General features: G+C 67.0%; 26 protein-coding genes. 22 read left to right on the plus strand and 4 right to left on the minus strand.

The genetic code is table 11. The annotated features are described in order from the left end of the window. Positions 1-82: 82 nt before the first annotated feature. From LAQ74_RS06240 to LAQ74_RS06250, 3 genes are read left to right on the plus strand one after another with little or no spacing between them, the layout of a single operon-like run. Entirely contained in the window at positions 83-691 is a 609-nt protein-coding gene (locus tag LAQ74_RS06240) for a TetR/AcrR family transcriptional regulator (protein WP_224336175.1), read from the plus strand. A 51-nt stretch (positions 692-742) separates the two neighbouring features. Then, complete coding sequence (locus LAQ74_RS06245; RefSeq protein WP_224336177.1) at positions 743-1528, plus strand: VOC family protein; 786 nt, start codon at positions 743-745, stop codon at positions 1526-1528. A 49-nt stretch (positions 1529-1577) separates the two neighbouring features. Beyond that, complete coding sequence (locus LAQ74_RS06250) at positions 1578-2060, plus strand: cupin domain-containing protein (protein WP_224336179.1); 483 nt, start codon at positions 1578-1580, stop codon at positions 2058-2060. 62 nt (positions 2061-2122) lie between these two features. On the opposite strand, the gene LAQ74_RS06255 is transcribed toward LAQ74_RS06250, so the two are convergent. Further along, positions 2123-2413 (minus strand): DUF5779 family protein, encoded by a 291-nt coding sequence (locus LAQ74_RS06255; RefSeq protein WP_224336181.1) that lies wholly within the window; start codon positions 2411-2413, stop codon positions 2123-2125. Between the two features lie 353 nt (positions 2414-2766). Between LAQ74_RS06255 and LAQ74_RS06260 the strand changes: the two genes are divergently transcribed. The 16 genes from LAQ74_RS06260 to LAQ74_RS06335 all read left to right on the plus strand — a co-directional run bounded on the left by LAQ74_RS06260 (position 2767) and on the right by LAQ74_RS06335 (position 17843). Then, complete coding sequence (locus LAQ74_RS06260) at positions 2767-4041, plus strand: LeuA family protein (protein ID WP_425498522.1); 1275 nt, start codon at positions 2767-2769, stop codon at positions 4039-4041. Between the two features lie 457 nt (positions 4042-4498). Then, a complete protein-coding gene (ilvB, locus tag LAQ74_RS06265) occupies positions 4499-6259 on the plus strand; it encodes a biosynthetic-type acetolactate synthase large subunit (protein WP_224336185.1) in 1761 nt (586 codons plus the stop codon). Further along, the gene (gene ilvN / locus LAQ74_RS06270) at positions 6256-6987 is read left to right on the plus strand and encodes an acetolactate synthase small subunit (RefSeq protein ID WP_425498512.1); all 732 of its coding nucleotides are present in this window, start codon (positions 6256-6258) and stop codon (positions 6985-6987) included. The genes ilvB and ilvN overlap by 4 nt, the downstream gene beginning before the upstream one ends. Positions 6988-6997: 10 nt before the next feature. After that, a complete protein-coding gene (ilvC, locus tag LAQ74_RS06275; protein ID WP_224336187.1) occupies positions 6998-8056 on the plus strand; it encodes a ketol-acid reductoisomerase in 1059 nt (352 codons plus the stop codon). Continuing rightward, entirely contained in the window at positions 8053-8403 is a 351-nt protein-coding gene (locus LAQ74_RS06280) for a DUF7989 family protein (protein ID WP_224336188.1), read from the plus strand. The genes ilvC and LAQ74_RS06280 overlap by 4 nt, the downstream gene beginning before the upstream one ends. After that, complete coding sequence (gene leuC, locus LAQ74_RS06285; protein ID WP_224336190.1) at positions 8396-9817, plus strand: 3-isopropylmalate dehydratase large subunit; 1422 nt, start codon at positions 8396-8398, stop codon at positions 9815-9817. Before LAQ74_RS06280 ends, leuC begins: the two co-directional genes overlap by 8 nt. Then, a complete protein-coding gene (gene leuD, locus LAQ74_RS06290) occupies positions 9814-10491 on the plus strand; it encodes a 3-isopropylmalate dehydratase small subunit (RefSeq protein WP_224336192.1) in 678 nt (225 codons plus the stop codon). Before leuC ends, leuD begins: the two co-directional genes overlap by 4 nt. A 33-nt stretch (positions 10492-10524) precedes the next feature. Beyond that, complete coding sequence (leuB, locus tag LAQ74_RS06295; protein WP_224336200.1) at positions 10525-11502, plus strand: 3-isopropylmalate dehydrogenase; 978 nt, start codon at positions 10525-10527, stop codon at positions 11500-11502. A gap of 131 nt (positions 11503-11633) precedes the next feature. After that, a complete protein-coding gene (gene glpR, locus LAQ74_RS06300; RefSeq protein ID WP_224336202.1) occupies positions 11634-12398 on the plus strand; it encodes an HTH-type transcriptional regulator GlpR in 765 nt (254 codons plus the stop codon). After that, the gene (pfkB, locus tag LAQ74_RS06305; protein ID WP_224336204.1) at positions 12395-13303 is read left to right on the plus strand and encodes a 1-phosphofructokinase; all 909 of its coding nucleotides are present in this window, start codon (positions 12395-12397) and stop codon (positions 13301-13303) included. Before glpR ends, pfkB begins: the two co-directional genes overlap by 4 nt. Positions 13304-13420: 117 nt before the next feature. Next, on the plus strand, positions 13421-14593 hold the full coding sequence (locus LAQ74_RS06310) for a PTS fructose transporter subunit IIC (RefSeq protein WP_224336205.1): 1173 nt from the start codon (positions 13421-13423) through the stop codon (positions 14591-14593). A 38-nt stretch (positions 14594-14631) separates the two neighbouring features. Further along, entirely contained in the window at positions 14632-15096 is a 465-nt protein-coding gene (locus LAQ74_RS06315; RefSeq protein WP_224336207.1) for a PTS sugar transporter subunit IIA, read from the plus strand. Next, positions 15096-15377 carry a phosphocarrier protein HPr gene (gene ptsH1, locus LAQ74_RS06320; protein WP_224336208.1) on the plus strand — a complete coding sequence of 94 codons (282 nt, stop codon included), beginning with the start codon at positions 15096-15098 and terminating at the stop codon, positions 15375-15377. Before LAQ74_RS06315 ends, ptsH1 begins: the two co-directional genes overlap by 1 nt. A gap of 5 nt (positions 15378-15382) precedes the next feature. Then, positions 15383-17098, plus strand: coding sequence for a phosphoenolpyruvate--protein phosphotransferase (ptsP, locus tag LAQ74_RS06325; protein WP_224336210.1), 1716 nt, complete (start codon positions 15383-15385; stop codon positions 17096-17098). Continuing rightward, entirely contained in the window at positions 17095-17598 is a 504-nt protein-coding gene (locus tag LAQ74_RS06330) for a PTS fructose transporter subunit IIB (RefSeq protein ID WP_224336212.1), read from the plus strand. The genes ptsP and LAQ74_RS06330 overlap by 4 nt, the downstream gene beginning before the upstream one ends. Positions 17599-17693: 95 nt before the next feature. After that, positions 17694-17843, plus strand: a complete 150-nt coding sequence (locus tag LAQ74_RS06335) for a DUF7557 family protein (RefSeq protein ID WP_224336214.1) — start codon at positions 17694-17696, stop codon at positions 17841-17843. A gap of 57 nt (positions 17844-17900) precedes the next feature. On the opposite strand, the gene LAQ74_RS06340 is transcribed toward LAQ74_RS06335, so the two are convergent. Together LAQ74_RS06340 and LAQ74_RS06345 are read right to left on the minus strand one after the other, a co-directional pair. Beyond that, entirely contained in the window at positions 17901-18350 is a 450-nt protein-coding gene (locus tag LAQ74_RS06340; protein ID WP_224336216.1) for a DUF5799 family protein, read from the minus strand. 71 nt (positions 18351-18421) lie between these two features. Further along, positions 18422-18562, minus strand: a complete 141-nt coding sequence (locus LAQ74_RS06345) for a PGF-CTERM sorting domain-containing protein (RefSeq protein ID WP_224336218.1) — start codon at positions 18560-18562, stop codon at positions 18422-18424. A gap of 21 nt (positions 18563-18583) precedes the next feature. On the opposite strand from LAQ74_RS06345, the gene LAQ74_RS06350 reads away from it, so the two are divergent. The 3 genes from LAQ74_RS06350 (at position 18584) to LAQ74_RS06360 (ending at position 21191) form a co-directional block, all read left to right on the plus strand. Beyond that, positions 18584-19858 (plus strand): HAD family hydrolase, encoded by a 1275-nt coding sequence (locus LAQ74_RS06350; protein ID WP_224336219.1) that lies wholly within the window; start codon positions 18584-18586, stop codon positions 19856-19858. 145 nt (positions 19859-20003) lie between these two features. Further along, a complete protein-coding gene (locus LAQ74_RS06355; protein ID WP_224336221.1) occupies positions 20004-20387 on the plus strand; it encodes a DUF5658 family protein in 384 nt (127 codons plus the stop codon). A gap of 78 nt (positions 20388-20465) precedes the next feature. Further along, positions 20466-21191 carry a ribosome assembly factor SBDS gene (locus LAQ74_RS06360; protein WP_224336222.1) on the plus strand — a complete coding sequence of 242 codons (726 nt, stop codon included), beginning with the start codon at positions 20466-20468 and terminating at the stop codon, positions 21189-21191. Positions 21192-21271: 80 nt separating this feature from the next. Here the strand turns inward: LAQ74_RS06360 and LAQ74_RS06365 are convergent, their stop codons facing one another. Then, entirely contained in the window at positions 21272-21589 is a 318-nt protein-coding gene (locus LAQ74_RS06365; RefSeq protein WP_224336224.1) for an FUN14 domain-containing protein, read from the minus strand. Between the last annotated feature and the right edge of the window lie 37 nt (positions 21590-21626).

The following is a 21626-nucleotide window of genomic DNA, read 5'->3' on the forward strand; positions in this document are numbered from 1 at the left end:
ACGCATCTGGACTCCGAAACGAACCGGGTCGGCGACGACAGAAGAAGGTATAAGCGCCGCGTTCGACGAGTGAAACCGACCGATGGGTGACACCGAGACGACAGACGAACCGACGCGCGACGCCATCATGGAGGCGACGTTCCGTGCGCTGACCAAGCACGGCTACGCCGGGTTGACGATGCAGAAAATCGCCGACGAGTTCGACAAGAGCAAGTCGCTTCTACACTACCACTACGACACGAAGGACGAGCTGCTGGTCGCGCTGCTCGACTACATGCTGGCGCAACTCGACGAGCGCCTCGCACTCGACGAGGAATCGGACCCGCTTGACCGCCTGACGACGCTCGTCGACATGCTGCTGTTCGGCCCCGACCGCGAGGCACACAAGGCGTTTCAGACGACGCTCCTCGAACTCCGTGCACAGGCGCCCTACAACGAGGCGTTCCGCGACCAGTTGGCGACCAACGACGCCGCCATCCACGACCTGTTCGCCGACATCGTCGCCGACGGCGTCGAACAGGGGACGTTCCGCGAGGTCGACCCCGACGCCGTCGCGACGCTCGTGCTCTCGGCGCTGCAGGGCGCGCGCGTCCGTTGGGTGACACTCGACGAGGACGACGCCCCCGACGAACTCCGCGACGCGCTGTTCACCTACCTCGTCGACGAACTCCGGCCCGAAGACGACGCGTAGACGCTTCTCTCGGCGACGCCCTCTTGACGCCCGCGAGCGTACGCTCAGCCGATGCTGGTCGGACTCGCACATCTCGGGCTGGAAGTGAAGTACCTCGACCGCGCGAGAGCGTTCTACGGCGACCGCCTCGGCCTCGCCCCCGACGACGCCGCCGGCGACCACGCTGTCCTCGCCTACCCCGTCGGCCCCGTCGACCTCAGGATTCGACGGCCGACGGGCGTCCCGCGCGGCGGGCTGCACACCCACTTCGCATTCTCCGCACCCGGCGACGAGTACGACCAGTGGCTCGACCGTCTCTCGAACCTGGACCCCGAGGAGGTGCAGTTCGGCTCCTACCGGTCGCTGTACGTCGACGACCCCGACGACCACTGCGTCGAAATCGGGGGCACCGACGGGGACGAGGCGGAGACGAAGGCGGACTCCCTCCGCGGCGTCGACAGCGGCACCGCTCCCTCGCTCACGGGCATCTTCGAGGTCGTCCTCGAAGTGACCGACCTCGACGCCGCGGAGCGCCGCTACGCCGAACTCGGGTTCGAGGTCGTCGACCGCGGCGACGAACGACGACGCGTCCGCCTGCGGGGACCGGCCGACGCTCGCGAGAACTCGCGGTACCGGCCGTTCGACCTCGAACTGTGGGAACCGCAGTTGGGTCTCGCGGACGCGCGCGGCGGCGTCCACGTGGAACTGGGACTCGCCGTCGACGACCCCGACGAGGCCGCAGACGCGTTCTCGGAGTTCGCCTGCGGGTCGCTCCCGGCCGACAGCGACAACGAACGGCGACTCCGCGACCCGGACGGACACGTGTTGACGTTCGTCCCCGATGAGAGAGCGAGGTAACGCTGCCGCAGTCCGTGGACGTAAGAGTGACGAACGTGAACTGTCGACGATGCCCGAGTACCGCAAGGTGTCCGTGGAGTCGGTCTCGAACACGCCGAACCCGACGCGCGAGATGAAGGAGATAGACGAGGCGGTCGGCGCGAGCGAGTTCGGCTTCAACGTCGTCACCGCCGACCCCGGCGAGCAGGTGCCGTGGGGCTACCACCGCCACCCCGACCACGAGGAACTGTTCTACGTGCTCTCGGGCGAACTCCGCGTCGAGACGCAAGACGGCGAGTTCCGGGTCGAAGCCGACGAAGCCTTCTTCGTCCCGCGGGACGCGCCGAACCGCGCCGTCGCCGCAGGCGAGACACCCTGTCGACTCGTCGCCGTCGGCGCGCCGAAAGACGCCGACAGTGCGATCATCGAGGAGGAGTGTCCGGCCTGCGGTGAGACGACCGACCGAACGTACGAGGCGGTCGAAGACGCTGGCCGGGCCGTGTACGTGCTCTCGTGCGCTGGCTGCGGTGTCGAGACCCGGCGCTTCGAGTGAGACCCGGCGAGACCAGCGAGCCTCGACGGACGTCGACGAGCGCCGCGCCCGGCTCTCGTCGGTTATCGAAGGCGGTCGGTGTCGATGTCGACGCCCGGCGGCGTCACGACGAGGAACTTCCGGAAGTGCATCAGTTGCCCGCCCATATCTTTCACTTCGCGGGCGAATCCGGCGGCGAGTTTGTTCAGGTCGCCGTGGACCGACAGCACGAGGACGTTCCCCTCCGTGACGTTGCGGACCCACTCGGTCGGTTCCGTCGACCCGTCGAGCACGCCGAGAACGACGTCGCCGCGAATCTCGGCGTTCTCGATGTGTGATTCGGCAGTTCGGAGGTCGAGGTCGAAGTCGCTCATACGCGGCACTTGCGCGAGGGTATCAAAAATCCTCGCTTCTCCGCAGCCCTGACTCTCTCTTCCGAGCGAACTCGACACCGATTCGTTGTGACCGATCGGTCACCTGCGCCCCGTTCCGAACCAGCGTTCTGGACGAGTGCCCAGTTCTCATCACTCGCCCTGACAGTCCGCGCGCGAGTCGTTCGCACGGCTAACTGTGCCTCTTCCTGGCGCGCTCGGGGCCGAGGTCGGTCGCGACCGACCTTCCACAATATTATGAAATATAAGGGATGCAGATGAGAACAAGGACGTTGCTGTCTAGCGGTTTCTCTATCGTTCACGAACGTTCGTGCCGTCCTCGTTTCACGGTGAATCTGTCGGAGGGACAGCTTTATACGTGTGGTCCCCCCGAGCACGCCACACGATGTCTCACAACGACACGGAGGACACGTCGGATACCCCGGCGGGTCGAGTTCTTCGACGGCACACTGAACTGCGAATCTGAGATCGAGACGGTACGACTGTTCGACACCACCCTGCGCGACGGCGAGCAGTCGCCGCGCACCTCGTTCAGCTACGACGACAAGCGAAAGATCGCGTCGATACTCGACGCGATGGGCACCCACGTCGTCGAGGCTGGCTTCCCCGTTAACTCCGACGCGGAGTTCGAGGCGGTCCGCGACATCGCGGCCGCGACGGAGACGACCACCTGTGGCTTGGCCCGCGTCGTCGACGGCGACGTGGAAGCCGCGCTGGACGCCGGTGTCGACATGGTTCACGTGTTCGTCAGCACGAGCGACGTACAGCTACAGGACTCGATGCACGCCTCCCGCGAGGAGGCGGTCGAACGAGCGGTCGCATCGGTCGAACGAGTGAAGGAGGCGGGCGTCGACGTGATGTTCTCGCCGATGGACGCCACCCGGACCGACGAGGCGTTCCTCTACGAGATAATCGAGGCCGTCACCGAGGCGGACGTCGACTGGATAAACGTCCCCGACACGTGCGGGGTCGCGACGCCGACGCGCTTCGGCGACCTCATCAGGTCCATCACGGAGCACACCGACGCGCGCGTCGACGTCCACACCCACGACGACTTCGGCCTCGCCGCCGCCAACGCGCTGGCGGGGTTCGAGGCGGGTGCGGCGCAGGCGCAGGTGTCGGTCAACGGCATCGGCGAGCGCGCCGGCAACGCAGCCTTCGAGGAAGTCGTCATGGCCGCAGAGAGCGTCTACGGCGTCGACACCGGTGTCGACACGACGCGCATCACCGAACTCTCCCGCATCGTCGAGGAGAAATCGGACATCCCGGTTCCCGCGAACAAACCGGTCGTCGGCCGGAACGCCTTCTCGCACGAGAGTGGCATCCACGCAGCGGGCGTCATCGAGAACGCCGACACCTTCGAACCCGGCGTGATGACGCCGGAGATGGTCGGCGCGAAACGCGAGTTCGTGCTGGGTAAACACACCGGCGCGCACTCGGTCCGGAAACGACTGGAGGACGCGGGTTACTCGCCGACGGACGCCGAGGTCCGGAAGATAACCCGCCGCGTCAAAGATTACGGCGCGGACGGCGGCCGCGTCACGATGAGCGTGCTGGAACAGTTCGCTCGCGACGCGGGCGTCGAGGAACCGGAGGAGGTCCGCGCCTGATGTCCCGGCGCGGCGTCGCAGGCTCCGACGAGCCACGGGTGAAGCGCCCGGCGACCGGCCGTGTATCCGGGACGCACCGTGCTCCCGATTCGTCTCACAGGATCAGAGCACCACCCCGTGTGAGGACGACTCGTCCGGGCAACGTTTGCACGGCGCGAAAGGGTTTTTACCCACGGGTGTTAGCAGACGAACGAGATGCGACAGTCACTCACGCGCCGCACGTCCGCGACGGCCCCCGAGCCGTCGCTTCGCGGCGACAGCGCTGTCCTCGGTTCGCTCATTATTGTAGGGGCCGCCTAGCCCCTCACCACCCCCTCTTCCGACGCCGTTTCGCACCGTTTTCGAGAGCGAGCCGCGCGACCACTCCGCGCGCTCCACGACACCGAGCCACACGCACACCACCGATGCGACCGTACCGACCAGCCACACACCATCGACACCAGAGAGGAGGCACAGCATGAGCGAACAACAGCCAGCCCCGACCGAAGACGACAGAGCGGACGCCGACCAAACGGCTGACTCGACTCGGACGCCGGTTACGACCGGCGCGTCCTCAGCCGTCCGCGCGCTCGAAAACGCGGGCGTCGAGACGGCGTTCGGCGTGCAGGGCGGCGCGATAATGCCCATCTACGACGCGCTGTACGACTCCGACATCCATCACGTCACGATGGCGCACGAGCAGGGCGCGGCGCACGCCGCCGACGCCTACAGCGTCGTCCGCGGCGAACCGGGCGTCTGTCTCGCAACGTCGGGACCGGGGGCGACGAACCTCGTCACCGGCATCGCCGACGCCGACATGGATTCGGACGCCGTGCTCGCGCTGACGGGACAGGTCCCGTCGACGATGGTCGGCTCCGACGCGTTCCAGGAGACCGATACCACCGGCGTCACCGCACCCATCACGAAGCACAACTACTTCGCGAGCGACCCCGACACCGTCGGCGACACGGTGGGCGAGGCGTTCGCGCTCGCCGCAGAGGGCCGACCGGGACCGACGCTCGTCGACCTACCGAAAGACACGACGATGGCGGAGACCGACCGCGAACCCGGCCCGGCCAAGGCACCAGAAACGACGACGCCGCCGACGGAGGCCGACGAAGAATCCGTCGAGGCGGCCGCCCGCGCCATCGAGCGCGCGGAGAAACCGCTGTTGCTGTTCGGCGGCGGCGTCGTCAAAGCCAACGCCACCGAGAAAGCCCGCGCGTTCGCCATCGACAACGGCATTCCGGTCGTGACGACGATGCCAGCCATCGGGTCGATGCCCGAGGACCACGAGCTCTGCCTGTCGTGGGCGGGGATGCACGGCACCGGGTACGCGAACATGGCGGTCACGCACTGCGACCTGCTCGTCGCCGTCGGCTGCCGGTTCGACGACCGGCTCACCGGCGGCGTCGACACGTTCGCGCCCGAGGCCGAAGTCGTCCACGTCGACGTCGACGAGGCCGAAATCTCGAAGAACGTCCACGCGGATTACCCGGTCGTCGGCGACGCGAAGGCCGTCCTCGACCAACTGACCGAGGAGATCGAGCAGTCGCCGGGCGTCCGCGAGTGGCGACAGCAGTGTCAGACGTGGAAGGAGGAGTACCCGTTGGCGTACAAGACGCCCGAGGACGAACCGCTGAAACCGCAGTTCGTCGTCGAGGCGCTCGACGAGGCGACGCCCGACGACACCATCGTCACCACGGGCGTCGGCCAGCACCAGATGTGGGCCGCGCAGTTCTGGACGTTCACGAACCCGCGCACGTGGGTCTCCTCGCACGGCCTCGGGACGATGGGCTACGGCCTTCCGGCCGCAATCGGTGCGAAGCTCGCCGCCCCCGACAGAGACGTGGTCTGCGTCGACGGCGACGGCTCCTTTTTGATGACGATTCAGGAACTCTCCGTGGCCGTCCGCGAGGACCTCGACATCACCGTCGCCGTCCTGAACAACGAGTACATCGGGATGGTCCGGCAGTGGCAGGACGCCTTCTTCGAGGGCCGCCGGATGGCCGCCGAGTACGACTGGTGTCCGGACTTCGCGAAACTCGCGGAGGCGTTCGGCGCTCGCGGCTTCAGCGCCGAGAACTACGACGAGGCCGCCGACGCCATCGAGAACGCGTTGGCGTACGACGGTCCGTCGGTCGTCGACTTCCGCATCCACCCCGCCGAGAACGTCTACCCGATGGTCGCCAGCGGCGGGGCGAACGGCAAGTTCGCGCTCTCGGAGGACCAGCTATGAGCGGCGAAGATTCGACGGACGCTCCGGAGTTCGAGACCGAGAGCGGATACGAGTTCGACGGACCCGGCATGCCCGGTCCTGCGCCCGACGAGCGTCCGCACCCGGAGGGCCGACGCAACACCCACGGCGTCCGCATCGACCCGGAGGTCGAGGCCAAACCGCGCCAACGGACGGCCGTGGTCTCGGCGCTGGTCGAACACGAACCAGGCGTGCTCTCGCGCGTCTCGGGGCTGTTCTCCCGGCGGCAGTTCAACATCGAGAGCCTGACCGTCGGCAAGACGACCGTCGACGGCCACGCGCGAATCACGCTCGTCGTCGAGGAGACGGACGCCGGCATCGACCAGGTGAAAAAGCAACTGGGGAAGCTCAAACCCGTCATCCAGGTCGGCGAACTCGACGACGACGCCGTGCGCGCCGAACTCGTCCTGCTGAAAGTGCGGGGCGACGAACCCGACAAGGTCCACGCCATCACCCAGATGTACGAGGGTCAGACGCTCGACGCGGGGCCGCGCACCATCACGGTCCAGATAACGGGCGACCAGCAGAAGATAGACGACGCCGTCGACGCGTTCCGGCAGTTCGGCATCATCGAAATCGCGCGGACGGGACAGACGGCGCTCGCCCGCGGCGACACGCCGACGACGCCCGGCGAGGAACCGGGCCACTCCACCGAACCGAAGGGCTCGACGTATCGTGACGAAACCGACGCAGACGACGAAACCAACTGACATACCAATCATGACAGACGAACTCGAAGCGACGATCTACTACGACGACGACGCGGACGCAACGTATCTCGACGACAAGACCGTAGCCGTCCTCGGCTACGGCAGCCAGGGTCACGCCCACGCCCAGAACCTCGCCGACAGCGGGGTCGACGTGGTCGTCGGCCTCCGCGAAGGTTCCGCCTCACGCGCCGCGGCGAAAGATGACGGACTGGAGGTGGCGACACCCGTCGAGGCGGCCGCCGCCGCAGACGTCGTCTCCGTACTCGTGCCCGACACCGTCCAGCCGTCGGTGTACGAGGCCATCGAGGACGAACTCGAACCCGGCAACACGCTCCAGTTCGCCCACGGCTTCAACATCCACTACAACCAGATTCAGCCGTCCGAAGACATCGACGTGACGATGGTCGCGCCGAAGTCGCCGGGCCACCTCGTCCGCCGCAACTACCAGGCCGACCAGGGGACGCCCGGCCTCGTCGCCGTCTATCAGGACACGACCGGCGACGCGAAGGGCGAGGCGCTGGCGTACGCGAAAGCCATCGGCTGCACGCGCGCGGGCGTCGTCGAGACGACGTTCCGCGAGGAGACGGAAACCGACCTCTTCGGCGAGCAGGCGGTGCTGTGCGGCGGCGTCACCTCGCTCGTGAAGACGGGCTACGAGACGCTCGTCGACGCGGGCTACAGCCCCGAGATGGCGTACTTCGAGTGCCTGAACGAACTGAAACTCATCGTCGACCTGATGTACGAGGACGGGCTCGGCGGGATGTGGGACTCGGTCTCCGACACCGCCGAATTCGGGGGACTGACCCGCGGCGACGTCATCGTCGACGACCACGCCCGCGAGCAGATGGAGGAGGTGCTCGAACAGGTCCAGAACGGCACGTTCGCCCGCGAGTGGATCGTCGAGAACCAGGCCGGCCGTCCGAGCTACCAGCAGCTCCGCGAGGCCGAGAAGAACCACGACATCGAGGCCGTCGGCGAGGAGCTTCGCGGCCTGTTCGCGTGGGCCGAGGAGGAACAGGGCGAGACGACAGACGAGGACGAAGACGAGAAATCCCGAGTGAAAGCATGAACGACCGAGACGGACGAAATCAGGACACGAACGACGAGAAACGGACGATGGCCGACGTGAGCCACACCCACCCCCACACGACCGAGACGTTCGGGGCGGTGTTCCAGCGTGGCCCGGCGATGGCGGATGGGGGTGAGCTGAGTGGAGCGAAGCGAGCCTCGTTGGACCGGAGGGCAAACGGTGGTGAGCGCGAGCAACGCGAGCGCGAACGCGGCAGCACGATGCGCGACGTCGACCACACGCCCCGACACGGCGAGGATGTCTCGGAAGTGTGGGCGCGCGGCGGCAACGAGCGCCAGACCGTCCGCGACGCGCGACGGAGCGCGGGGGAACCGGTAGATGAGTGAGGGAACGCTGTACGACAAGGTGTGGGACCGCCACGCCGTCGCAGAGTTACCGACCGGGCAGACGCAACTGTTCGTCGGCCTCCACCTCATCCACGAGGTGACGAGTCCGCAGGCGTTCGGTATGCTGCGCGAGCGCGACATGGAGGTCGCCTACCCCGAACTGACGCACGCGACGGTCGACCACATCGTCCCCACGGCGGACCAGTCGCGGCCCTACGGCGACGACGCCGCCGAGGAGATGATGGCCGAACTGGAGGAGAACGTCCGCGAGGCGGGTATCGAGTTCTCCGACCCGACCACTGGAAACCAGGGAATCGTCCACGTCATCGGGCCGGAGCAGGGCATCACCCAACCCGGCAAGACCATCGTCTGCGGCGACAGCCACACCTCGACGCACGGCGCGTTCGGAGCCTTGGCCTTCGGCATCGGCACGAGCCAGATTCGCGACGTGCTCGCGACCGGCTGCGTGGCGATGGAGAAGCAGAAGGTCCGCAAAATCGAGGTCACGGGTGAACTCTCCGAGGGCGTCGAGGCCAAGGACGTCATCCTCGAAGTCATCCGCCGACTCGGCACCGACGGCGGCGTCGGCTACGTGTACGAGTACGCCGGCGAGGCCGTCGAGAATCTCGACATGGAGGGCCGGATGAGCATCTGCAACATGTCCATCGAAGGCGGCGCGCGAGCGGGCTACGTCAACCCCGACGAGACCACCTACGAGTGGTTGGCGGAGACCGACGAGTTCCGAGGCGACCCCGAGAAGTTCGAGAAGCTCAAGCCGTACTGGGAGTCGATTCGCTCCGACGACGACGCCGAGTACGACGACGTCGTCGTCATCGACGGCGACGAGCTCGAACCGGTCGTCACGTGGGGCACGACGCCCGGCCAGGGCGTCGGCGTCACCCGGCCGATTCCCGCGCCCGAAGAACTGCCCGAGGAGAAGCAGGACACCGCGAGAATGTCGCAGGAGCACATGGGCGTCGAACCCGGCGACACGATGGAAGGCTACGAGATCGACGTCGCCTTCCTCGGGTCGTGTACGAACGCCCGCCTGCCCGACCTGCGCCGCGCGGCGACCATCGTCGAAGGCCGGCAGGTCCACCCGGACGTCCGCGCGATGGTCGTCCCGGGCAGCCAGCGCGTGCAGGAGCAAGCCGAGAAAGAAGGACTCGCCGATGTCTTTCGCGAAGCCGGCTTCGACTGGCGCAACGCCGGCTGTTCGATGTGTCTCGGGATGAACGAGGACCAACTGGAGGGCGACGAGGCCTGCGCGTCCTCGTCGAACCGGAACTTCATCGGCCGACAGGGATCGAAGGACGGTCGAACCGTTCTCATGAACCCGCAGATGGTCGCGGCGGCGGCGCTCGAAGGGAGAGTGACCGACGTGCGGACCCTCTCGGAGGTGACGACGGTATGAGCGCCGGAGAGACGAGCGACGGTCCGGCCGACACCGTCCGGCACGTCTCCGGGACGGGCGTGCCCGTCCGCGGCAACGACATCGACACCGACCAGATAATTCCGGCGCGGTTCATGAAGGTCGTCACGTTCGACGGCCTCGGCCAGTTCTCCTTTTTCGACCAGCGGTTCGAGAGCGCGACTCCGTCGGAGTCGCGAGACGGAGACGGTGAAACCGTCGGAGCAGACGAGGAGAAAGACCACCCGTTCAACGAGGACCGCTTCCGCGACTCCTCGGTGTTGGTGGTCAACGCCAACTTCGGCTGTGGCTCCTCCCGCGAGCACGCCCCGCAGGCGCTGATGCGCTGGGGCATCGACGCCCTCGTCGGCGAGTCGTTCGCCGAAATCTTCGCTGGCAACTGCCTGGCGCTCGGCATCCCGACGGTCACCGCCGACTCCGGGACCGTAGCGGAGCTACAGGCGTGGGTCGACGAGCACCCCGACGGCGACATCGACGTCGACGTAGAAGCCGAGACGGTCACGTACGGCGGAACCACCGTCGACGTGGAGGTCGACGACGCCCAGCGGAAGGCGCTCGTCGAGGGCGTCTGGGACACGACGGCGCTGATGAAGTCGAACAGAAACGCCGTCCAAGAGACAGCCGAGTCGCTGCCGTACGTGGGGACAGATGACTGAAGCGACGAAAACGCCGACCGAGGAGGGTCGGCGATGACCGACGAGATCGTCGTCATCCCCGGCGACGGCATCGGACAGGAGGTCGTCCCGGCGGCCGTCCGCGTGCTCGACGCGGTCGGCGAGTTCGAGTTCGTCGAAGCCGAGGCGGGCGACCGCGTGAAGGAGGAGACCGGCGAAGCCCTCCCGCAGGAGACGTACGACCTCGCCGCGAGCGCGGACGCGACGCTGTTCGGCGCGGCCGGCGAGACGGCCGCGGACGTCATCCTCCCGCTCCGTAGAGCGGTCGACTCGTACGTCAACGTCCGCCCGGCGAAGGCGTACCCCGGCGTCGACGCGCTGCGGCCGGAGACGGACCTCGTGTTCCTCAGGGAGAACACCGAGGGCGTCTACGCGGGCCACGAGGACCGACTCAGCGACGACCTCTCGACGCTGACGCGGGTCGTCACCGACTCCGCATCGCGACGACTCGCCGAGTTCGCCTGCGAGTTCGCCGACGGGGGCGACCACGACGGGTTCACCGTCGCGCACAAGGCGAACGTGATGCGCGAGACGGACGGTCGGTTCCGCGAGGCGGTGCTTTCGGTCGCCGACGAACGCGGCGTCGACACCGACGAGGTGCTGATGGACGCGTTCGCGACGCGGATCTGTCTCGACCCGACGCAGTTCGACGTCGTCGTCTGCCCGAACCTCGCGGGCGACGTGCTCTCGGACCTCGCCGCCGGCCTCGTCGGCGGCCTCGGCCTGCTGCCGTCGGCGAACGTCGGCCCCGAGCGCGCGCTCTTCGAGCCGGTTCACGGCACCGCGCCCGACATCGCGGGCGAGGGCGTCGCCAACCCGGCGGCGACGCTGTTCTCGGCGGCGATGCTGCTCGACCATCTCGGCCACGTCGAGGCCGGCGAGAACGTCCAAGCGGCCGTCGAGCGCGTCCTCGAAGACGGGCCGCGGACGCCGGACCTCGGCGGCGACGCGTCCACCGAGGACGTGACGAGCGCAGTCGTCGAACGGCTCTGAACGCGGCGGTGCGTCGTCGTTTCTTTTCGGTGGTTCGTCGCTGCGGAGCCACCGCTCCGCGCTCCCGGTCGGCAACTCGCATAAACAATTATGTCCGAAGGAAATCAGTCACAAACGGGAGGGAGCCCGAGATGTTACCCGCGGAGCGAAAACGGAGAATCGTCGAACTGGTGACCGAGTCCGACGGGCAGTCGGTCGAATCGCTCGCGTCGACGCTGGAGTACTCGAAGGCGACGATACGGCGGGACTTGCGCGAACTCGAACGGGAAGGGATGGTCGAGCGCTCGCACGGCGGCGCGGTGCCGGCGACGACCGTCGGCCGCGAGCAGACGTACGACCAGCGGGAGGTGCAGAACCTCGAACAGAAGGTAGCGATCGGCCAGCGGGCCGTCGACGAACTCGTCGACGGGCAGGTGGCGTTCTTCGACGCCGGGACGACGACGATGGAAGTCGCGCGGCGGACGCCGCGCGATGGGTCGTTTCTCGCGGTGACGAACGCGCCGCGGATGGCCGTCGAACTCGGCGAGTCCGATGTCGAGGTGAAGCTCACCGGCGGGACCCTCCGCCAGCGCACGCGGGCGCTCGTCGGACCGACGGCCGAGTCGTTCATGAACCGCACGAACTTCGACGTGCTGTTTCTCGGCACCAACGGCGTCTCGCCGGAGGCGGGGCTGACCACGCCCAACGAGGACGAAGCGCGGATGAAGGAGCTGATGGTCGAGCGCGCCGACCGTGTCGTCCTCGTCGCGGACGCGACGAAGGTCGGCAAGCGGAGTTTCGTGCAGTTCGCCGACCTCTCGGACGTCGACCTGTTCGTCACCGCGGGCGACGTCCCCGCGGGGGCGCGCGACGCGTTCGAGGGGGCCGAACTCCGCTTCGAGGTGGTGTCGGCGTGATTCTCACGGTGACGCCGAACCCGGCGCTGGACCACACGCTTCCGCTGGATGAACCGCTGGAGTCCGACCGCGTCAGTCGAACGACTGCCGCCCGGTACGACCCCGGCGGGAAGGGAATCAACGTCTCGAAGTATCTCGACGCGCTGGAGACGGAGACGCTCGCGACGGGGTTTCTCGGCGACGCCTTCGGCGCGTTCCTCGAACGCCGACTCCGCGAGTTCGACCTTCCGGCCGACTTCGTCGAAATCGACGGCACCACGCGCCTCAACACGACGATTCTCGCGCCGAACGGCGAGTTCAAGGTGAACCAGCGCGGCCCCGAGGTTACCGCCTCGGCGGTCGACGCCGTCGTCGACACCGTCGCCCGCCACGACCCGGATGCGGTGCTCGTCGCGGGGAGTCTCCCCCCGGGGACGGGTCCGGAGACGGTCGACCGCATCGCCGAAGCCGGCGGATGGGAGACCGTCGTCGACGTCGACGGACCGCTCCTGCGTCGGCTGAACGCCGACTACGCACTCTGCAAGCCGAACCGCGAAGAACTCGCCGTCGCCACCGGCGCGCCGGTCGACACCGTCGAACAGTGTCTCGACGCGGCCCGCCGGCTTCGAGAAGGGCAGTACGACCGAATCGTCGCCTCGCTCGGCAGCGACGGAGCGATTCTCGTCTCCGACGACGGCGCGTACCACGCCTCGGCGCTGGAGACATCGGTCGTCGATACTGTCGGCGCTGGCGACGCGTTGCTGTCCGGCGTACTGTCGGCGTTCGCTCGCGACGCGTCCGAACCGACGGCGCTCAAAACCGGAATCGCTGTCGCGTCGACAGTCGTCGCCGTCTCCGGTACCCGCGTACCCTCGTTCGAAGACGTCTCTGCGAGTATCGAAGCGGTCTGCGTCTCCTCGCTGTAAGGATCGATTCGCGTGGATTCTATCGGGTTACGTTTGACTCATGGAATAACAATCATAAACGAACATATCCGAAACTATTTTTGAACAGTTACAGTAACAATTGTGAGGGAAAGGACCATGTCCGCACGAGACACGACCGAACGCGTACTCCGCTCGCACGTCACTTCGGTGAAAGAGGACCTGATGACCGGCGTATCGCACATGATTCCGTTCGTCACCATCGGTGGCATCTTCCTGGCGCTCGCGTACGCCGTCGCGTCGCTCCCGGGGACCGGCGCGAACGTGGAGAACGTCTTCGACGCGACCGGTTCTGCGGGTTGGTTTCTCGCACAGGTCGGCAGCGCCGGACTCACCATCATGGTGCCCATCCTCGGGGCGTACATCGCCTACGCGATCGCCGATAGACCCGGGTTAGCACCCGGATTCCTGTTGTCGTATCTCATCCAACAGGGCGAGATTCTGCAGGCGGCAGGGGAGGTCACCGGCCTCGGCGGCGGCGAAGCGGGCGCGGGCTACCTCGGTGCGCTGGTCGCCGGGTTCCTCGCGGGCTACGTCGCGCGCTGGTTCAAGCAGCGAAACGTCCCGAGCGTCCTCGAACCGATGATGCCGGTGCTCATCATCCCCGTGGCGACGATGGCGATACTCGTTCCGGTCGTCATCTTCGTTCTCGGCGTCCCCGTCGCCATCGCCAACGCGGCGCTGACGTCGACGCTCGAAGGGATGCAGGGCGGCCAGGCCGTCCTCGTCGGGGCCATCCTCGGTGCGATGATGGCGTTCGACATGGGCGGCCCGGTGAACAAGGTCGCCTACGTCTTCTCGGTCGGCCTCATCAGCGAACAGATCTACGCGCCGATGGCCGCGGTGATGATAGCCGGGATGACGCCGCCGCTCGGCCTCGCGCTGTCGAACTTCATCGCGCCGCAGAAGTACACCGCCGAGATGTACGAGAACGCCAAGAGCGCCGTTCCGCTCGGCCTCTCCTTTATCACCGAGGGGGCGATTCCGTACGCGGCGGCCGACCCGCTCCGTGTCATCCCGAGCGCCATCGCCGGTAGTGCCGTCGCCGGCGCGGCGTCGATGGCGCTCGGCGTCGCCGTCCGCGCGCCCCACGGCGGCGTCTTCGTTATCCCGCTGTCGAACAGCCCGCTACTGTTCCTCGCTTGCATCGCGCTCGGGGCGCTCGTCACCGCCGTCGTCGCGACGGCCATCAAACCCGACTTCGAGACGACCGTCGCCGACATTCAGCAGTCGACCGAGCAACTCGAAGGAACCACACAGACCTCCGACTGACCGAAAATAAACTTCCGCTGCGCTCCGTACACAGTACGATGGACCCGAACGACATCGACCGACTGATGCCGACCGAACTGATCTCGTTGAACGACCCGCCGACCGAGAAGGAGGCGTGCATCGAGTACCTCCTCGACGTCGTCGCCGACGCCGGACGCGTCGATGACCGAGACGGTGCGCTCGCGGCACTCTACCAGCGCGAGGAGGAGACGACCACCGGCGTCGGCAAGGGAATCGGCATCCCGCACGCCAAGACCGACGCCATCAGTCGCCCCTCGGTGGCGTTCACGCGCTCGGAGGCGGGCGTCGACTTCGAGTCGATGGACGACGAACCGGCGCATCTCGTCTTCATGATTCTCGTCCCCGAGAGCGGCAGCGACGAGCATCTCGCCGTCCTGAGCAGTCTCTCGCGCTCGCTGATGCACGACGAGGTGCGGGAGGCCCTCTACGACGCCGAGACGCCCGCCGACGTCCAGTCGGTGATGAAGGAGGCGATGGCCTGATGGAGCGAACCGTCACCATCGTCCCCGAGGCGGGACTGCACGCACGCCCGGCCTCGAAGTTCGTGCAGGCGGCCAACGAGCACGACGCCGAGGTAACGGTCGAGAAAGTCGGAGACGATAGTGGCCCGGTGAACGCCGGAAGCATGCTCGCGGTGACGAGTCTCGGCGCGGCCCACGGCGACGAGGTCAGACTGGTCGCGGAGGGCGACGACGCCGAGGCGGCGCTCGACGCACTCGAAGAAGTGCTCTCGACCCCAGAATCGGAGGATTCCGAGGAGTGACTGCCGTGAGTGAACGAACACTCTCGGGCGTCGGCGCGACGCCTTTGTCGGGCGTCGGCAGCGTCGTCTGGTACCGCCCCGGCGAGGCCCTCGAACTCGACGACCCGCCGGAACCGGACGCCGTCGACCCGGCGGCCGAGCGCGAACGCTTCGAAGCGGCGAGAGACGCCGCCCGCGACGAACTGGAGACCGAGCGCGAACGCGCCCGCGAGCGGGTCGGCGACGAGGAGGCCGCCGTCTTCGACGCGCACCTCCAGTTCCTTGACGACCCCCAAATCGAGACCGCCGTCGGCGACGAGCTCGACGGCGGTCTCCCCGCGGAGCACGCCGTCCGCGAGGGATTCTCGGGCCCAATTTCGCAGTTCGAGTCGATGGAGGGGCGGATGGCCGAGCGCGCCGACGACCTCCGCGACATCCGCGACCGACTCCTCCGTCTCCTGGTCGGCGGCGAGCGGGCCGACCTCTCGGCGCTCCCCTCGGGGAGCGTCGTCTTCGCCGAGCGGCTGACGCCGAGCGACACGGCGCAACTCGACCCCGAGGTGGTCTCGGGGTTCGTCACCGCGACCGGCGGGCGAACGTCGCACGCGGCCATCTTCGCGCGGTCGCTCGTGCTCCCGGCGGTCGTCGGCGTCGGCGACGACCTGTTCGCCGTCGAGGAGGGAACGGAGGTCGTCGTCGACGGCGACACCGGCGACGTGATTCTCGACCCGAGCGAGGAGACGCGCGCGGCCGCAGCAGAATCCGACCGCGCCGATGTTCGCCACGAACCGGTGGCGACGAGCGACGGCAAACCCATCGAAGTCGCGGCGAACGTCGGCCAACCCGCCGAGTTGGAGGGCGCGGTCGAGCAGGGCGCCGACGGCGTCGGCCTCTACCGGACCGAGTTCCTCTTTCTCGAACGCGAGTCGCCGCCGGACGAGGAGGAACAGTACGACGCGTACGTCGAGGCGCTCGACGCGTTCCCGGACGGACGCGTCGTCGTCCGGACGCTCGACGTCGGCGGCGACAAACCCATCCCGTACCTCGACCTGCCGGAGGAGGAGAATCCGTTCCTCGGCGAGCGCGGAATTCGCCGCTCGCTCGGCGTCGACGCCGACCTCTTCGAGACGCAGCTCCGCGCGCTGCTCCGGGCGGCGGCCGACGGCGCGGGCGACCTGGCGGTGATGGTGCCGATGGTCGCCACCGTCGAGGAGTTCGAGTCAGCGCGCGGGGCGCTCGACTCGGTCGCCGCCGACCTCGACGGCGAGGGCGTCGACTACGAGAGTCCGGAGTTCGGCCTGATGATAGAGACGCCGTCGGCGGCGTTCATGGCCGACGAGTTCGCCGCGCGCGCGGAGTTTCTCTCCATCGGGACGAACGACCTCACCCAGTACGTGATGGCCGCGTCGCGTGGGAACGAACGGATCTCGGAACTGCACGACCCACGACATCCGGCCGTGCTGCGCGCCATCGCGCGGACGGTCGAAGGGGCCGACGGAACTGACGCGTGGGTCGGGATGTGCGGCGAGATGGCGGGCGACCCCGACTTGACCCGACTGCTCGTCGGCCTCGGCCTCGACGAACTGAGTCTGAGCGCCGTCACGATTCCGGACGTGAAAGCGAACGTCGCGGAAACGGAACGCGAGTCGGCGTCGGCGCTCGCAGAGCGCACGCTCCATGCTAGCACGAAGCGTGAAGTGGGCCGGCTGATAACTGAGACTACGGAGAACACAGAACCATGAAACTTGTCGCAGTCACGTCCTGTCCGACCGGAATCGCGCACAGTCAGATGGGTGCAGAGAACTTAGAACAGACCGCAGAGCGTCTCGGTCACGAGATCAAAGTCGAGATTCAAGGGGCGATGGGCGCGGAAAACGAACTCTCCGCCGACGAGATTCGAGACGCCGACGCCGTCATCATCGCCGCCGACACCTCGGTCAACCGCGACCGCTTCTCGGAGAAACCGCTGGTGAAAGGAACCATCAAGGACGCCGTCAACGACCCGGAGGGACTCATCGAGGAGGCGCGAGCGGCGGCAGGTGTCGAGGAGGCCAGCGCCGCCGACGACGCTTCGACCGGCGGCGGCGAAGGTGTGGCGGCCGGCGCCGGAGAGGGAACCGAGGCGACCACCGCCGACCGCCCGGCCGACGCCGCGCAGACCGGCACACCCGCCGAGACCGACCAGATCGGCGGCGACCCGAACAAAGGCCTGTTCGCCCGTCTCAAGCGTCTGTTCTCCTGAGTTCCCGGGCTCGTTCTCGGGCCATCGCCCGGCCGACGCAGGTCGAATCTCGACGGTGGTCGATGCTTAAGGCCGTGGCCCGTGAATGGACGACTATGCCGGAGATACACCTCGACGACGAAACCGTCAGCCGACTCGATAACCTCCGTGAGGAGGACGAGGAGTACGACGAGTTGATCACGGAACTCATCAACATCTACGAAGCGAGCGAGCGAACGCTGTTCCACGGCGGCGACGAAATCTGACGGCCGCCGTCGCTCCCGGCCCGTCTCACCCTCTTGGCGACCGCACCTCCGCGCCACTCACTCCTGGTAGGCGAGGCGGACCTGCTGCCACTTGCCTTTCCGTTCGAGATGCGACTGCAGTTCGTCGGCGTACTCCTGCGTGAGCCGCTCGGCGCGTTCGAGTCGCTCTTGGTCGACACCCCCGCCGCTGCCGCCGAGACCGAGCGCGCCCTTTATCGAGTCGAAGAGGCCGCCACCGCCGCCGCGGGTGCCCCCTTCTGGCGCACCGCCCATCGACTGCATCTGCGAGCGCACGTTCTCCAGTTCGGGGATTATCTGCGGTACCTTCTCCGTGTCGGCGACGATGCGGGCGTTCTCGGCGTCGTCGGCGTTCTCTATCTCGAACTCGGTGGCGGTCATGATGAGCCCCCACTCCTGGCTCGTGAACGCCGAGTCGCGGACTCGCTGGTTGAACTCCCTGTCGACGGCCATTCGCTCGCCGACGATGCTGTCGGTCCAGTTCTGCATACCGAGCGATTAGCACACCGCGAGTATCAGCGTTGTGTCCCGACGCGGAACGGCAGGCGAATCGCGTGACATCAGCGGCGACGCGCGAGCAACAGTCCCGCCGTCAGCGCGGCGAGAAGCGCCGGGAGCGGTCCGAAGCCGGGGAACGGCGTCGACGTGGTCGAACGCCCCGCGTTCGTCTCGGTTTCGACGGCCGTCGCCGCGCTTATCACGGCGGCCCACCCTCTCGAACTATGGAGCGGTACGACCTGCTGTATCGACTGTACGACGAGTTCGACACGAAGACGCTGCGGGAGTACCAGAACTTCGTCGACGTGTTCCCGCCCGTCGACTCGCGCGTCGCACTCGACCACTGGCAGGAGGCGAACGACGAACTGGAGGAGCGGAAAGACGAGATACGGTCGGCGTTCGCGATGGGCGCGACGTACGCCGAAGTCGTCGCGCGCGCCACCCGAGAGCAGGCGTTCACCGCGTTGGACCTGCATTCGAAATATGGCCGCGCGGTGAACGCGCTCGTGTTGGACGTCGACGAGACGCTCCGCTCGGCGGGGCGCACGGACAACGAGATCCCGCGCGACACGCTGCACATGCTCACCGAGTTCCACGAATCCGGTGTGCCGATCGTCATCTGCACCGGCCAGACCTTGGAGAACGTCAAGGGGTTCGCGATTCAGGGTCTCGGTAACGAACTCGTCCACTCCGGCGACGTGAGCATCGTCTACGAGGCAGGCACCGGCGTGTTCACCCCCGGTCACGGCTCCGACACGAAGCGCCTGCTGTACGAGAACCTCGACTCGGACATCCAGTCGGTGTTCGGCGAGATTCGCTCGCGGGTGTTGCCCGACGCGCCCGAGGAACTCCGGCGGTCGGTCCACCTCCAGGGCAACGAGTTCAACGTCACGATCAAGCCGAACTTCGAGACGGGGAGCAAACGGGCCGAGGCCGTCATCGACGAGGGGCTCGTCTATCTGCTCGATCTGGTCGGCGAGGCGGTCGTCAACTCGCTGGACATCGCCGAACTCGCGGAGAGCGAGGCCGGCGGCCGGGCCGAACTCGGCCCGTCGTGGGCGCGGGCGTACTACGCCGACGCGGACAACGAGATCCGCGAGGTACTCGAATCGGAGCACGCGGTTCCCGAACTGGCGCTCGAAGACGTTCCGTCGGCCGTCTCCGAGCGCTTCGACCGCATCGACATGGCCTACTACCACGCCGACGCCGCGGAAGTCGGGTCGCTCGAACTCGACAAGGCCGCGGGCGTCGAGTCGGCGCTCGACGTGCTCGGCGTCGACGACCCGTTCGTCGTCGTGATGGGCGACAGTAAGTCCGACCTCAGAGTGATGCAGTGGGCCGCCGACAACGACGCTGGACTCGCCGCCGCACCGGACCACTCCTCTCGGGACGTGCTCGCGCACGTGATGGACACCGACGAACTGGTGTTCGGTCGGGGTCGGTCGGCGGAGATGCTTCGGACGATATCCGCCCTCAACCTGCTGGCGAAACTTGGTTGAACTGGGCGGGTCGCCCCGTGCCGCCTGCCGCTCCTCGAATCGGGCCGAGTCGGCTCGAACCGGTTCGAGCCGTGATTACTACTTCACAAGAGATAGTCTGTTCTAGCGAAACGATTATATCCAAGACACATCATCACTTGGGACGATGCCTTCGTTCCCCACTCGGTCGTTGTCTGCCGTCGGTGACAGACTCTCGCTGGAGGGGACGCCGTTCGACGAGCGGGAGTTCTCGAATCTCTGGTTTCTCGCCGCCCTCGGTTACGGCGTCGGCGACACCGTCACCACCATCGCGCTCATGGGCTACAGTCAGACCGTGGTCGAGGGAAACCCGGTGCTCCGGTGGACCGTCGCCCAGTTCGGCCAGGGCGGTCTCGTCGGCCTGAAACTGCTCGCGTTCTTCGCGTGTCTCGCGCTCAGTATCGACGCCGCGCGCGACGGCGACAAACTCTGGTACTACGCGCCGCCGGTGGTGCTCACCTTCGTCGGCGTGTTCACGACCGTCTACAACGTTCGTCTGATGCTCGGGTGACGGCCGAACCCGACGACAGGCGAACGAATCCGACGAGAGCAAGCAGTCCTTTTAACCCCAGAGGCAGTATCCCGTGGTATGATTTCACTCGACGAAGCCGTGACGGCCCGACTCGAATCCCACGGTGCGCGCTTCGAGGTGCTCATCGACCCGGACGCCGCCCTCGCGATGAAGCGCGGCGAGTTCGACGGGGAGTTAGCGGAGGTCATCGCCGCCGAAGACGTCTTCGAGGATGCGTCCCGCGGCGACAGACCGGCGGAACAGGACCTGGAGACCGTCTTCGGGACGACTGATCCGATGGAGATAATCCCGGAGGTCGTCGAACGCGGCGAGATTCAGATCACGGCCGAACAGCGCCGCGAGATGCAGGAGCAGAAACGGCGGCAGCTCATCAACCGCATCGCGCGAAACGCGGTCAACCCGCAGATGGACGACGCGCCGCACCCGCCCGAACGCATCGAGCGCGCACTGGAGGAGGCCGGGTTCCGCGTCGACCCGATGGAACCCGTCGAAACGCAGGTCGACGACGCGCTCGACGCGCTCCGACCCGTGATCCCGATTCGGTTCGCCGAGGTCACCATCGCGGTCAACCTCCCGGCGCAGTACGCGGGAAGTGCACAGGCCCGCGTCCGACAGTTCGGCGACTTGGAGCGCGAGGAGTGGCAGAACGACGGGTCGTGGGTCGGCGTGATGACGTTCCCCGCCGGGATGCAGAACGACTTCTACGACCTCGTCAACGAGCACACCAGCGGCGAGGCGGAGACGCGGATGATCAAGGACAAAGACGACCTGAAGACGCGATAGTCCCGCCCGAGAGCGGCGGCTCCGAGTGGCTCTGTCCGGCGTTTCGGAAACGGACGGACGCCGAGTGCGAGAACGAGCGGTTACCCTTTCTTGAAGCCGACGAGAAAGCCGCCGGTGAACCCGGCGGAGATGGAGAGCGTCGACAGAATCGTCATCATCCAGTCCGGCGGTGTCCCCGTCGTGGCGACCTCACCGGTCTTCAGGAAGCCAGCGGTCAGTTTATCCCAGTCGACGGAGAGGATCCCGCGCGATTCGAGGAACTTGAACAGGGCGAGCTCGAGGCCGACGAGGACTGCGATGACCTTCGCGACTTTCTTCGCCGCGAAGCCGACGATGGCACCGATGACGGTCCCGGTTCCGGCATCCATCGCGAGTTGTTGTACATCTATCTCCAACATACCAGACCGTCCTCACAACTAACTTATTACCTTTGTG

The sequence above is a fragment of the Haloprofundus halobius genome (genome assembly GCF_020097835.1).
Classification (GTDB): domain Archaea; phylum Halobacteriota; class Halobacteria; order Halobacteriales; family Haloferacaceae; genus Haloprofundus; species Haloprofundus halobius.

Excerpts from the sequence above, each read along its gene's own strand:
- ilvN (WP_425498512.1), top strand. The coding sequence starts at position 6,256 with ATGAGCGGCGAAGATTCGACGGACGCTCCGGAGTTCGAGACCGAGAGC.
- LAQ74_RS06310 (WP_224336205.1), top strand. The coding sequence starts at position 13,421 with ATGTCCGCACGAGACACGACCGAACGCGTACTCCGCTCGCACGTCACT.
- LAQ74_RS06335 (WP_224336214.1), top strand. The coding sequence starts at position 17,694 with ATGCCGGAGATACACCTCGACGACGAAACCGTCAGCCGACTCGATAAC.
- LAQ74_RS06255 (WP_224336181.1), bottom strand. The coding sequence starts at position 2,413 with ATGAGCGACTTCGACCTCGACCTCCGAACTGCCGAATCACACATCGAG.
- glpR (WP_224336202.1), top strand. The coding sequence starts at position 11,634 with ATGTTACCCGCGGAGCGAAAACGGAGAATCGTCGAACTGGTGACCGAG.
- LAQ74_RS06245 (WP_224336177.1), top strand. The coding sequence starts at position 743 with ATGCTGGTCGGACTCGCACATCTCGGGCTGGAAGTGAAGTACCTCGAC.
- ilvB (WP_224336185.1), top strand. The coding sequence starts at position 4,499 with ATGAGCGAACAACAGCCAGCCCCGACCGAAGACGACAGAGCGGACGCC.
- LAQ74_RS06340 (WP_224336216.1), bottom strand. The coding sequence starts at position 18,350 with ATGCAGAACTGGACCGACAGCATCGTCGGCGAGCGAATGGCCGTCGAC.
- LAQ74_RS06350 (WP_224336219.1), top strand. The coding sequence starts at position 18,584 with ATGGAGCGGTACGACCTGCTGTATCGACTGTACGACGAGTTCGACACG.
- leuC (WP_224336190.1), top strand. The coding sequence starts at position 8,396 with ATGAGTGAGGGAACGCTGTACGACAAGGTGTGGGACCGCCACGCCGTC.
- LAQ74_RS06280 (WP_224336188.1), top strand. The coding sequence starts at position 8,053 with ATGAACGACCGAGACGGACGAAATCAGGACACGAACGACGAGAAACGG.
- LAQ74_RS06365 (WP_224336224.1), bottom strand. The coding sequence starts at position 21,589 with ATGTTGGAGATAGATGTACAACAACTCGCGATGGATGCCGGAACCGGG.
- leuB (WP_224336200.1), top strand. The coding sequence starts at position 10,525 with ATGACCGACGAGATCGTCGTCATCCCCGGCGACGGCATCGGACAGGAG.
- LAQ74_RS06330 (WP_224336212.1), top strand. The coding sequence starts at position 17,095 with ATGAAACTTGTCGCAGTCACGTCCTGTCCGACCGGAATCGCGCACAGT.
- LAQ74_RS06315 (WP_224336207.1), top strand. The coding sequence starts at position 14,632 with ATGGACCCGAACGACATCGACCGACTGATGCCGACCGAACTGATCTCG.
- LAQ74_RS06240 (WP_224336175.1), top strand. The coding sequence starts at position 83 with ATGGGTGACACCGAGACGACAGACGAACCGACGCGCGACGCCATCATG.
- LAQ74_RS06360 (WP_224336222.1), top strand. The coding sequence starts at position 20,466 with ATGATTTCACTCGACGAAGCCGTGACGGCCCGACTCGAATCCCACGGT.
- ptsH1 (WP_224336208.1), top strand. The coding sequence starts at position 15,096 with ATGGAGCGAACCGTCACCATCGTCCCCGAGGCGGGACTGCACGCACGC.
- LAQ74_RS06355 (WP_224336221.1), top strand. The coding sequence starts at position 20,004 with ATGCCTTCGTTCCCCACTCGGTCGTTGTCTGCCGTCGGTGACAGACTC.
- LAQ74_RS06250 (WP_224336179.1), top strand. The coding sequence starts at position 1,578 with ATGCCCGAGTACCGCAAGGTGTCCGTGGAGTCGGTCTCGAACACGCCG.
- ilvC (WP_224336187.1), top strand. The coding sequence starts at position 6,998 with ATGACAGACGAACTCGAAGCGACGATCTACTACGACGACGACGCGGAC.
- leuD (WP_224336192.1), top strand. The coding sequence starts at position 9,814 with ATGAGCGCCGGAGAGACGAGCGACGGTCCGGCCGACACCGTCCGGCAC.